Below are 11,137 nucleotides of genomic sequence, written 5' to 3'. Positions count from 1 at the left end.
CGCACCGTCTCCTCGAGGTCCTCGGGCGTCGCCATCGGATAGGCCACGCTGTTGATCTGGTCGCACAGGTCGACGGCGATGACATCGGCGCCCTCTTCGGCGAACCGGATGGCGTGTGCCCGTCCCTGGCCCCGTGCCGCACCGGTGACGAAGACCACCTTGTCGTCGAAGAGGCCCGGTCTGCTGTGCGCTGTCATGACCGGCGAGCCTACTGTGCCGATGCTGTGCATTCGGTGGCTCTACGGCCGCTCGTAGTAGACCTGTGTCAGAATGGCGGCAACCGAGCCCCGATCGTGAGGAGCAGCCGTGGCAAGCACCGAGGTGGAACGTCGCAGCGGCGTTGACGTCGAGGACGTGCCGTCCGCGGAGTGGGGCTGGTCGAAGGAGAACCCCCGCATCCAGCAGATCGGCGGGGTGCTGGGGGCGATCTTCCTGCTGCTGATGCTGCACGGCAACCACACCGGTCGTGTCGAGGACTGGTTCCTGGTCGGCTTCGCGGCGTTCATTTTCGCTGTCGTGGCGCGTAGCTGGTACGTCCACCGCAACCGCGAGACCCGCTGAGGTCCGCGACTCAGAGCGAGTTCCGCCGGCGGTGAGGTAGCCCGCGCACCCGGAACAGTTCTTCGTGTGGTTCGACGGCGGCGGCGCTGTCCGCCGCGCCGCCGGTCGCCAGAAGCGCGTGCGCTTTGAACGCCCTGGCCGCGGCGCTCATCGGGAGTGTGACCGGTTCGAGTCCCTGGGCGAGGTTGCCGAGTGTCGGCCGGCCCCACACGGTGACTTCGGCCAGACCCCGGCTGACCAATCGCGACACCTCGTCGCGGCTGTCGGCGTCCCGGGCCAGGACGTCGGCGCAGACCGCCAGGCCGCCGCCGGTGAGCCCGCGGATCACCGAGACGAGATCGGCGTCGACTTCGTGTGCCGTGATGCCGAGGATGCGCAGCGCGCGGGTGTCACACGGTGACGAGAGCAGCATCCTGACATCCCACCCGGCGCGCGCCCGGTCACAGAGGAAGCCGCCCGCAGACCGGACGACCTCGCCGATCCCCGCGGCCGGCACCACGAGGCGGAGGCGATGCAGGAGGCCGTCGTCGGCGCCCTCGCGACCTTCGGGGCGCAACGGTCGTGAAGCCACCGGTATTCGATCCCCGGTCACCGGCTTGACGAGACCGGCACCAGATCGCTGCCCTCCGGCGGGTACCACAAGGCACAGCTGCGGAACTGCTCGACGGCCGGCGACGATGAAGGGGCGCCGGACGGCGGAAGTGCCCGCGCCTTGAAGGCCTGCGCGGCGCAGCTGAGGGGGTGCTGCACCCGCCCGAATCTCGGGTCGCCGGCAAACAGTGGCGATTCACCCCACACGGTGACCTCGGTACCGGCTCCTTCGAAGCTGGCCAGCACCTCCCGGCGCAGCCGGTCGTGGTGGCCCAGGACGCCGGCACCCACCGCGACAGCGGCCGGCGGTTCGGGGCCCAGCACGGACTCCCCCGGTTCCCAGTTTCCCGCGCGCAGGCCCAGGATCGTCAGTGCGCGTGTGTCACTGCCCGGTGGCACCAGCACGGTGACCTGCCAGCCGGCCCGGGCCCGGTCGCAGAGCCATCCACCCGCGTTGCGGACGACCTCCTCGACGTCGGCGGCGACTGCCGTCAGGTCGTAGGTGAGCAGCATGTCGCCGGAGCTGCGCACTCCGGAGCTCTTGCGGTCGGCCGGCCCGAGGCCGCCGACCTCGGACGTGCGAGCAGTCACCGTCTGCCTCCCTGGGGACTCCTGCGTCATCGCCGCACCTTGTGCGCAAGTGGTCTCGCGCACATACAGCGTGACACTTATTCGAACATCTGTAAAGCCCGCAGGTGCCCGAGCGCAGCCTGTGTCACCGTTGGGTGCGGCGAAAAAACCGACCGAGCAACGGTTTCCGCCTGAATACCGGCGCAGCCGGGGAGCAGCCGGGGAAGCTAGGTCGCCGGAGCCATCGGCATGGCGGTCTCGACCACGGTCAGCGCGTCAGCCAGCCCTGCAGCACGGCGGATCTCGACGAAGGACTCGATCAGCGCATCGGTGGCCTCGTGTGGATCGGCGAGCGTGCGGTCGTCGGTGAGCACTGAGATGGCGAGCTGGTCGACGTAGCTCCACACGGTGATGTTCATCCCGCTGCCGGCGACGATCGGCCCGACCGAGTAGATCTCGTCGACGGTCGCGCCTTCGATGAACCCCCGTTGCCGCGGTCCCGGCACGTTGGAGATCGTCAGGTTCATCACGGTCGCGGATTCGACCCGCCGAGCCTGGCTGCGAAAGATGCCCGGTGTCAGCGCTGGCGGCAGATAGGTCAGCCAGGACGGAATCAGCGTGGGTCCGAGCAGCTGGTGGTTCTCCTTGGCGATCGACGTCGACATTGCGGTGAGCCGCACACGTTCCAGCGGATCGTCGACGTGGACGGGCAATGACGGTGTCATGTAGGTGAATTCGTTGCCGACGAGCCGCTGCGGGGAGGTGTCGACGCTCACCGGGACCCCGGCGATCAGCGGTGCGTCGGCTCTGCCGTCGTAGCGCAGTTGCAGCCGGCGCAGGGCACCGGCCGCCGTCGCCAGGACCACGTCGTTGAGGGTCACGCCCAGGTGCTTGGCGGTGTCCTTCACGTCGTTCAGCGCCAGCGGCGCGGTCGCGAAGCGCCGCCCCGGCGTCACCACGTGGTTGATGAACGTGGCCGGCGGGGAGAAGTTGCGCGCCAGATCGGGATTGCGGCCGCGCTGCCTGGACTTCCTGCGGACCCGGAGCATGCCCGTGGCGGTCTGGTTCATCAGGTGTGGCAGCCTTCGAATCTGCCTGAGGTGGTCGTGTCCGGCAGCCTTGAGCAGGTTTGCCGGTGTTCCGGAATCGGCCGGGGCGGCGGCGAGCTGACCTCCCACCGCAGGCTCCTGCGGCTGGATCGCCATGGCCAGCTGGTTGGCGGAGGCCATGCCGTCGGCGAGCACGTGGTGCACCTTGTGGATGATCGCGATGCGGTTGTCGGCCAACCCTTCCGCGACGTACATCTCCCACAGCGGGTGATCGCGGCGCAGCGGAGTGCCGGCGATCTCTCCGATCAGTTGGTCGAGTTCACGGCGGCCTCCCGGGGCGGCGACACGGGCGTGGCGCACGTGGTAGTCGAGGTCGATCTCGGCGTTCTGCACCCACATCGGGTGATGGAACTTCAGCGGTATGTCGACCAGCTGGTACCGCAACGGGGCCAGTGCGTGCAAGCGAGCCGCGGCGATCGACCGGAACTGCTCGAAGTCGTACCCCTCGACGTCTGACACGTCGAGGATGCCGATCTTGAGGGTGTGCATGTGGATCTCGGGGGTCTCGCTGTACAGCATCATGGCGTCCACGCCGTTGAGCCGTTTCACTGTCACCCCGTTCGTCTCCGACCCGCCGCCGCACGCCGTCGGTGCCGATCGTGGTCGTGGTACCCATTTGACAGGGTTCCGCACACGCGATGTCTCCTTCGCGAAAACCGACACCGTTTGTTGACATGAGCCGGCGGGGGTCCGGGCCGCGTGAGCGTGACATCTCCAGAAGATTTTGTAAGGTCTGAAGGCATGCAGGCGCCGACGAGTCCGAGTCTCACCGGGAACCTTCGATGAGCCTGGTCGCCGGAACCGGCCCGCTCAGCAGCGACCGTGCCGGCCTGCTCGCTCCCCGGATCGTCGACGACGTCGTGTACATCGAGCCGCACCCGCGGCGGGTACAGGCGATCCGCGACGGCCGCACGGTCATCGACACCGAACGCGCCCTGATGGTGCACCGCCGCGGCCGGCCGCTCAGCTACGCCTTCGCCGCCGACGAGGTCGGGGACCTGCCGGGCGATCCGGTACCGGAAGCTCCTGGCTACGTCGTGGTGCCGTGGGCGCTGATGGACAGCTGGATCGAGGAGGGGCGACAGTTGGTGAACTATCCGCCCAACCCGTACCACCGGGTGGACTGCCGCCCGACCACACGACGGCTGAGGGTCGACGCGCTGGGCGCGACCCTCGTCGACACCGACGACACGACGATCCTCTTCGAGACTGCGCTCGTACCGAGGCTCTACGTCGATCCGGCGCTCGTGCGCACGGACCTGCTGAGCCGCTCCGCGACGACCAGCTACTGCAACTACAAGGGGCACGCCACCTACTGGAGCGTCACCGTCGGCGGCGCCGTCGTCGAGGACGCGGCATGGAGCTACGCCGACCCGCTGTCCGAGAGCCTGCCGATCGAGGCCATGTTGAGCTTCGACGCGTCGAGGCTCGAGGTGCTGGCCGAGTTGCCCGAACCCGCTCGGTGGCCGCCCGAATGGAGGTGACCGGGTCCGGCTGAGCGGGTCCGGCTGAGCGGGTCCGGCATGGCCGCGGCTTGGGTAACTTCTGCGTGATGCCGACGCAGAAGAACCGCCAGATCCTGTTGCGCCGCCGGCCACGCGGGCTGGTCGCCCCCGAGGACACCGAACTGGTCACGGTCGACGCACCCGAACCCGTCGATGGTGAGGCCCTGGTGCGCACCACATACGTGGGTATCGACGCCGCGGCGCGGACCTGGCTCGACGACCAGCCGGGCTACCTGCCGCCCGTACAACTGGGCGAGTGCATCCGCGCAGCCGGCATCGGCGACGTCGTGATGTCCCGGTGTCCGGCCTATTCCGTCGGCGACGTCGTGACGACGCTGACGGGTTTCCAGGAGTACACGTTGGTGCGCGACGACCTGTTCACCACCCCGGTGCCCGGGCCCGGGGATCAGGTCGACCACCGTGCGGTGATGTCGGTGTACGGCCCGACCGGGGCCACGGCGTACTTCGGGATGACCGGTGTCGGTCGCCCGCAGCCCGGTGAGACGGTCGTGGTGTCGGCGGCCGCAGGCGCCACCGGTTCGGTGGCGGGGCAGATCGCCAAGATCGCCGGCGCACGAGTGGTGGGTATCGCCGGGGGCCGCACAAATGCCGGGCTGTGGTGCAGGACTTCGGCTTCGACGCGTGCATCGACTACCGCGGCGACGATGTGCCCGCCGCGCTCAAGGAGCACTGTCCACGGGGTATCGACGTGTACTTCGACAACGTCGGCGGTCCGATCCTCGACGCGGTGCTCGGTCGGCTGGCGCACAAGGCGCGCGTCGTGCTCTGGGGCGTCATCTCCAGCTACCTCACCGGCGATCATCCCGGGCCGGCGAACTATGTGAACCTGCTCGCGAAAACCGCGACGATGCAGGGGTTCAACGCGCTGGACGAATGGGGCCGTTTCGACGAGGCGTTCGCAGCGCTGCGGCAGTGGGACCACGAGCGTCTGCTGGTGCACCGCGAGCACATCTTCGAGGGCATCGAGTCGTGTGTCGATGCGCTCAACGGCCTGTTCACCGGCGCCAACATTGGCAAGACACCGGCCGGCTCAGCGGCGCATGACCTCGCTGACGACCGATGACCCGAACTCCTCGATCGCCTCGAGGGTGTGCGACAGGCTGTCGTCGGGCACCGACACCTGAACCCAGGTCACCCCGGCCGTCTCGAGTTCTGCCACCCCGGCCAGAAACGCGTCCGGGTCGAAGTCGTCGTCGCCGGGGCTGCCGCCGGCGCTGTTGGTGAACACCACGTCGACGCCCCCGGGGTCCCGACCGGCGTCCTCGAGGCGCCGACGCAGATCTGTGATCGCGGCGGCGAGGCGGTCAACCGAGTCCATCGTGGCGGTGCGGGCGGTCTGGGCGAGCACCGCGGGAGCCCGGAACGGACACCACCCCTGGCCGTGGGCCGCCACCCGGGCCCGCGCCGCGGCGGTGTTGCCACCGATCCAGATCGGCGGATGCGGCTTGCCGACCGGCCGGGGATGGGCCGTGACGCCCATGGCGCTGAAGTGCGCGCCCTCGAAGGTCAGATCGTCGGTTGTCCAGATGGCCCGGATCACCTCCAGCGACTCCTCGAACAGCGCCGCGCGTTCGTCGAAATTGACTCCAAGTGCCGCGAATTCACGCTTCAGATAGCCCACCCCGACCGCCAGCGTGAACCGGCCGTCCGACACCAGGTCCAGCGTCGCGCCCGCCTTGGCGACCACGAACGGATTCCGGTACGGCAGCACGACGATGTTCGGGATCAGTCGCAACGTCGTCGTGTGGGCGGCGGCGGCGTAGCTCATCGCGACGAACGGGTCGAGCGCATCGTGGCCACCGGCTTCCAGCCACCGCTGCGTTGGTGCCGGATGGTCGGTGAACCCGAACCCGCCGAAGCCGGCCTTCTCGGCAGCCACCGCGACCTGAGCGATGCCGGCGCCCGTGACCAGTTCGGGGTTGTACGGGTGACTGTGCATCGGGTGGGTGATCGAGAACTGCATGTCGGCCCTTCTGGCTCGAGGTAGCCGAAACGATTTCAGAACTACCTTCTCCAATACTGAGAATGTCGTTACCATGCGTGCGGGGGAATGTACACCAGCGCCCGTGCGCGGAAAGGTGACCACGCGGTCATGAACAGACCCGAGATCGGTGTCCACCTGCCCCAGATGGGGTTCTCATTCGACGATGTCCTGCACCGGACCCGGCGCTGCGAGGAACTCGGCATCGACTCGCTGTGGCTCTATGACCATCTGTACGGCCCCGGGATGCCCGAGTACCCCTCGATGGAGGCCTGGACGCTGGCCACCGCCCTGCTGGCCCGCACCGAGCGGATCCGGGTCGGACACATGGTGCTGTGCAACCAGTTCCGCCATCCGGTGACTCTGGCGAAGATGGCGACGACGCTGGACCAGATCTCGGGCGGCCGGCTGACGCTGGGTCTCGGCAGCGGCTCGATCGAGGACGAGCACCGGCGTGCCGGTCTGCCGTGGGGCACGTTCGCGCAGCGATCGGCCCGACTGGGCGAGACGTTGCAGATCCTGCACCAGGCGTTCACCGAGGAGTGGATCGACTTCGCCGGCGAGCATTTCACCGTGTCACACATGCCGATCAAACCCGGGGCCGTCCAGCACCCCCGGCCGCCGATCGTGGTCGGGGGCGTCGGCGAGAAGTTCACGCTGCCGTTGGTCGCCCGCTACGCAGACGTCTGGAATGTGCCCACCTACGCACTGGGTGAACTGGAACACAAGCTGGCGGCACTTCGGTCGATCTGCGAAGACATCGGTCGCGATCCCGACTCCATCGTTCTCTCGATCGAGGCGGTGATGGCGCTCGCTCCCGACGACAAGTCGCTGCCCGGAATCCGCGGTCTCGCCGAGAAGCGGTTCGGGATGGCCGCATTCGGCCTGCACGAAGCCGGCCTGGTCGGCACCGCGCCCGCGATCGTCGACCGTCTCGGTGAGCTCGTCGAGATGGGCTTCGGTCAGATCGTGCTGTTCACCCACGACCGCTGCTCGGATGAGACCCTGCAGCTGCTTGCCTCGGAGGTCATCGCCCGCCTCTGATCGCGTGACACTCGCACGACATTTTGTAAAGGTAGTGCGGGAGCCGACAGAAGGGCAGCCAGTGTGGGAATCGTGACGACGACGTCCGAGACAGCATTCACCCGATCTCCGGAGGAGATCTACGACTTCGTGACCGATCCGGCGAACTGGCCGAAGACCTACCCGGGCAGCGCACACGTCGGCACGTCGCCGGAGAAGCTACCTCTGGAGGTCGGTGACACCTGGACCGAGTCGGGTCCGGACGGGCAACGCATCTTCACCTGGCATCTGGCTATCGCGATGCGGCCGAAACTGTGGATGTTCAACTCGGTGGGCAACCTCGGCCACGACAGCGACGGCAACGGCGGGATTCCGGGCCGGATCACGGTGCAGTACAAGTTCGCTCGCCCCGGCGAGGGCATCACGCTGTTCAACCGGACGATGACCGTCGAGGCGTTCAAAGAGTCGCCCCTGCCCGACAGATTTTTCCGCACGGTCAATCCCGCCCACATCGCCGCCTACCATGCCGCCATCGCCCGTGAACTCGGCTAGCGCCGCAGCGCACAACGCAGCGCGGAGCCCTGGATCGCCCACAGCTGGGCGCTGACCTCCTCGGCCGGAGCCATCGAGTCGAACCCGTGGCAGGTTCCGGCGAACACGTGCAGTTCGGTGCTGACACCGGCCCACATCAGCCGCAGCGCGTAGTCCACCGCTTCGTCACGCAACGGGTCCAGCTCTGAGCAGGTGATCAATGTGCTTGGCAGGCCACTCAACTCGTCTGCCGCGGCCGGGACGGCTTCGGTGGGGACACCCTCTGCGCCGCAGTAGTGACGCCACATCCACGCCACCGCCGGACCGTCGAAGCCGGGAGTGGTGGTGAACTCCTGCTTCGACGGCGTGGGACGGTCATCGAGCACCGGCTGGTGCAGCAGCTGGAAGACCACCCGCGGCGCCGACCCGGTGGCGGCGTGCTGGGCCAGCCCGGCCGCCAGGGCCGCTCCCGCGCTACTGCCGGCGACCGCCAGTGCACCGCCATCGATACCCAGTTCGGCGGCGCTGCCCACTCGAGGATTGCGCGGGCATCGTCCAACGCCGCGGGAAACGGATTCTCCGGCGCCAGCCGATAGTCGACTGAGATCACCGCACAGCGCCCGCGACGGGACAGTTCGACACACTGCCGATGGTCGGTGTCGAGGTTGCCGAGGACGAACGCTCCTGCGTGACAGTAGATGACCGCGGGCGACGGTGCCGCCGCACCGCAGTAGATGCGGACGGTGACAACGCGGCCGGCCTCCACCCGGACATCGCGCTGTTCGACTTCGACGCCCACGGTGTCGACGGTCATCGCGGCCTCGGCGCGGCGTTGACCGAGTGAATCCCGGACCGCGCCGAGCACCGCGGGAGACAGATCGGTGCGAGCCACGGCGAGGTGACGCAGCGCCGGATCGAGTCGATCGGCGATGTCGCGCACCGGTGGTTCCTCCGCGATGGCCATGGCTGCCTTACCGGGTGCCCGCGGTCTGGGCGCCCACCTCGATGACCGGGCGGCTCCGAGGCGGGTCGAACGTGTAGTCCCCGGGCCGGAACCGGCGCGTCCGGCGCCAGAAATCCCGGGCACTGCGTGGCCACTGGGTCACCACGCGGCCGTTGGCGGCGCGGAAATAGTTGGAACACCGGGTCAGCCATACGGTGCCCTGCATCCACGTGTCGATCTGGGCCAGGAAGCGTGTCGTCACCTCCGAGCGAACCTCGATGTACGACCTGCCCTTGCGGCGCACGTACTCACACGCGCGCACGATGTACTTCGCCTGCGCCTCGAGCATGAAGATCACGCTGTTGGATCCCACGTTCGTGTTCGGGCCGTAGAGCATGAAGAAGTTGGGGTAACGGGGTACGGCCATCCCCAGATAGGCGAACGCCCCGTCGCGCCAGGTGTCGCGCAGCGAGGTCGCGTCGGCGCCCAGCACGTCGATCTGGCCCAGATAGTCCGCCGCCGCATAACCGGTCGCGCACACCACCACGTCGACGCCGAGCTCGGTGCCGTCCTCGGTGACCAGTGAGCGCGACCGCAGCGTCCGCGCCGGACTGGAGACCACCTGCACGTGCGGCTGCTTGAGCGTCTGCAGATAGTCGGTGGCGAACACCAACCGCTTGCATCCGAAGGGGTGCGTCGGGGTGAGCTCGGTGCGCAGCTCCTCGTCGGCGATCGTCGCCTCCAGGGCGCGCAGTGCGACGGCCTTGAACTGCTGGGTCTTGTCGCTTCCGTTCTCGATGACCGAGATGTTGGACTCGCTGCGCAGCCACAGCCTGCTGCGCTGGACCTTCTTGGCGAACGGGACATGGGCGAACAGCCACTTCTCGCGTTCGGTGTAGGGCCGGTCCGGTTTCGGCAGCACCCATGTCGGCGACCGCTGCACCGAGTAGACCTTGGACGCCACTTTCGCGACCTCCGGAACAAGCTGCGCTGCAATAGACCCCGTGCCCAGGACCGCCACCCTGGCCCCATCGAGGTCCACGGAGTGATCCCAGCGTGCGGTGTGCATCACGGTCCCGGTGAACGGCTGCTCCTCCACCAGATCCGGCATCACCGGCTGGGTGAAGATCCCGATCGCGGACACCACGATGTCGAAGGTGTACTCCTGGCCGTCTGCCACGCTCAGCGTCCATGTTCTCAATTCGGATTGCCCACTGGCTGAGACGATCTCGGTGTTCAGCTTCAGATGTGCTTCGAGTTGATGGCGCTGTGCGCACCGTTCGAAGTACTCCAGGATCTCCTGCTGCCCGGACCACAGTCGCGACCAGCGCGGGTTGAGGTCGAACGAGTACGAGTACAGGTGCGATTTCACGTCGCACGCCAGACCCGGATACGTGTTGACCCGCCACGTGCCGCCCACGCCGTCTTCGCGGTCGAAGATGGTGAAGTTCGCGAAACCGGCTTTGCGCAGGAAGATCCCCAGCGCCAGGCCGCCCGGTCCGGCGCCGATGATTCCCACGGACAGCGTCTTCGGCATTGAGGTCCTCATCCAATCTGCAGGCACTGCCCACCGTCGACGATGAGCTCGGATCCGGTGATGAACGATGCGTGGTCGGAGACCAGGAACGCCACCGTGTCGGCGATCTCCGTCGGCGTGCCGACGCGGCCCGTCAGTGCATGCGCGGCCAACCGGATCCGGGTGCCCTCGTCCACCATCGGCGTCTCGACCGGACCGGGGAACACCGAGTTGACCCCTGATCCCCGTCGGCGCGAGTTCGACGGCGGCCACCTGGGTCAGACCCCGCAACGCCCATTTCGACGATCCGTAGGCCGCATGGTTGGGGAACGGCCGGATCGCGCCGGTGCTGCAGGTGTTCACGACCGAGGCGCCTTCGGCATCGCGAAGATGCGGCAGCGCCGCCTGGATTCCGAGGAACGGGCCCAGGCAGTTGACCCGCCAGCTCCCTTCGAAACCGGCCGCCGTCTCGTCGGCCAACGCGGCACGATGCAGCACACCGGCATTATTGACCAGCGTGGTGAGCGCACCGAAGCGCTCGACGACGGCGCCGACTGCGGCTGCCCACTGCTGCGGCGAGGTCACGTCCAGGGCCACCGCGATCGCCCTGTCTTCACCGAATGCCGCTGCCGTTGCGGTCAATTCGTCGGCGAGGACGTCGCATGCGGCCACCCGGAAGCCGTCGCCGATCAGTCGCGCGGCGATGGCAGCACCCTGTCCGCGCGCGGCGCCGGTGATGAGCGCGACGCGGCCGGCGGCGGCCATCAGTACCGCCCCTGCACGCCG

General features: G+C 68.0%; 10 protein-coding genes and 3 pseudogenes. 5 read left to right on the top strand and 8 right to left on the bottom strand.

Annotated elements, in window-relative coordinates; translation table 11 throughout:
* Positions 1-197 (bottom strand): SDR family NAD(P)-dependent oxidoreductase (locus WA944_RS26965; protein ID WP_526647517.1); only part of this gene is annotated, 197 nt, incomplete at its 3' end.
* Between the two features lie 109 nt (positions 198-306).
* On the opposite strand from WA944_RS26965, the gene WA944_RS26960 reads away from it, so the two are divergent.
* Positions 307-561 carry a DUF2631 domain-containing protein gene (locus WA944_RS26960; protein ID WP_526373947.1) on the top strand — a complete coding sequence of 85 codons (255 nt, stop codon included), beginning with the start codon at positions 307-309 and terminating at the stop codon, positions 559-561.
* Positions 562-571: 10 nt separating this feature from the next.
* Here the strand turns inward: WA944_RS26960 and WA944_RS26955 are convergent, their stop codons facing one another.
* The 3 genes from WA944_RS26955 to WA944_RS26945 all read right to left on the bottom strand — a co-directional run bounded on the left by WA944_RS26955 (position 572) and on the right by WA944_RS26945 (position 3,380).
* Positions 572-1,132 carry a hypothetical protein gene (locus WA944_RS26955; protein WP_526373948.1) on the bottom strand — a complete coding sequence of 187 codons (561 nt, stop codon included), beginning with the start codon at positions 1,130-1,132 and terminating at the stop codon, positions 572-574.
* Positions 1,133-1,149: 17 nt separating this feature from the next.
* Positions 1,150-1,743 (bottom strand): hypothetical protein, encoded by a 594-nt coding sequence (locus tag WA944_RS26950; protein WP_526373949.1) that lies wholly within the window; start codon positions 1,741-1,743, stop codon positions 1,150-1,152.
* 206 nt (positions 1,744-1,949) lie between these two features.
* Positions 1,950-3,380, bottom strand: a complete 1,431-nt coding sequence (locus WA944_RS26945) for a WS/DGAT/MGAT family O-acyltransferase (protein WP_526373955.1) — start codon at positions 3,378-3,380, stop codon at positions 1,950-1,952.
* A gap of 233 nt (positions 3,381-3,613) precedes the next feature.
* On the opposite strand from WA944_RS26945, the gene WA944_RS26940 reads away from it, so the two are divergent.
* Together WA944_RS26940 and WA944_RS26935 are read left to right on the top strand one after the other, a co-directional pair.
* Positions 3,614-4,315 (top strand): DUF427 domain-containing protein, encoded by a 702-nt coding sequence (locus tag WA944_RS26940; protein ID WP_526373950.1) that lies wholly within the window; start codon positions 3,614-3,616, stop codon positions 4,313-4,315.
* A 68-nt stretch (positions 4,316-4,383) separates the two neighbouring features.
* Positions 4,384-5,420: pseudogene (locus tag WA944_RS26935) on the top strand (NADP-dependent oxidoreductase).
* On the opposite strand, the gene WA944_RS26930 reads toward WA944_RS26935, so the two are convergent.
* On the bottom strand, positions 5,388-6,320 hold the full coding sequence (locus WA944_RS26930) for an LLM class F420-dependent oxidoreductase (protein WP_526608194.1): 933 nt from the start codon (positions 6,318-6,320) through the stop codon (positions 5,388-5,390). The pseudogene WA944_RS26935 and the gene WA944_RS26930 overlap by 33 nt on opposite strands.
* A gap of 129 nt (positions 6,321-6,449) precedes the next feature.
* Here WA944_RS26930 and WA944_RS26925 point away from each other — a divergent pair, with 129 nt between their 5' ends.
* Together WA944_RS26925 and WA944_RS26920 are read left to right on the top strand one after the other, a co-directional pair.
* Complete coding sequence (locus tag WA944_RS26925; protein WP_526373952.1) at positions 6,450-7,382, top strand: LLM class flavin-dependent oxidoreductase; 933 nt, start codon at positions 6,450-6,452, stop codon at positions 7,380-7,382.
* 63 nt (positions 7,383-7,445) lie between these two features.
* Entirely contained in the window at positions 7,446-7,913 is a 468-nt protein-coding gene (locus tag WA944_RS26920; protein ID WP_526373953.1) for an SRPBCC family protein, read from the top strand.
* Here the strand turns inward: WA944_RS26920 and WA944_RS26915 are convergent.
* From WA944_RS26915 to WA944_RS26905, 3 genes and pseudogenes are all read right to left on the bottom strand, one after another.
* Positions 7,910-8,856: pseudogene (locus tag WA944_RS26915) on the bottom strand (alpha/beta hydrolase). The gene WA944_RS26920 and the pseudogene WA944_RS26915 overlap by 4 nt on opposite strands.
* A 7-nt stretch (positions 8,857-8,863) precedes the next feature.
* Positions 8,864-10,372, bottom strand: coding sequence for a flavin-containing monooxygenase (locus WA944_RS26910; RefSeq protein ID WP_526373956.1), 1,509 nt, complete (start codon positions 10,370-10,372; stop codon positions 8,864-8,866).
* A gap of 8 nt (positions 10,373-10,380) precedes the next feature.
* Positions 10,381-11,116 (bottom strand): annotated as a pseudogene (locus WA944_RS26905) (SDR family NAD(P)-dependent oxidoreductase).
* Positions 11,117-11,137: the final 21 nt, after the last annotated feature.

Origin of the sequence: Mycobacterium sp. (assembly GCF_049683355.1) — a bacterium.
GTDB lineage: Bacteria > Actinomycetota > Actinomycetes > Mycobacteriales > Mycobacteriaceae > Mycobacterium.
The sequence above is the reverse complement of the archived record's forward strand: the minus strand, read 5'-3'. Positions and strand labels throughout refer to the sequence as shown.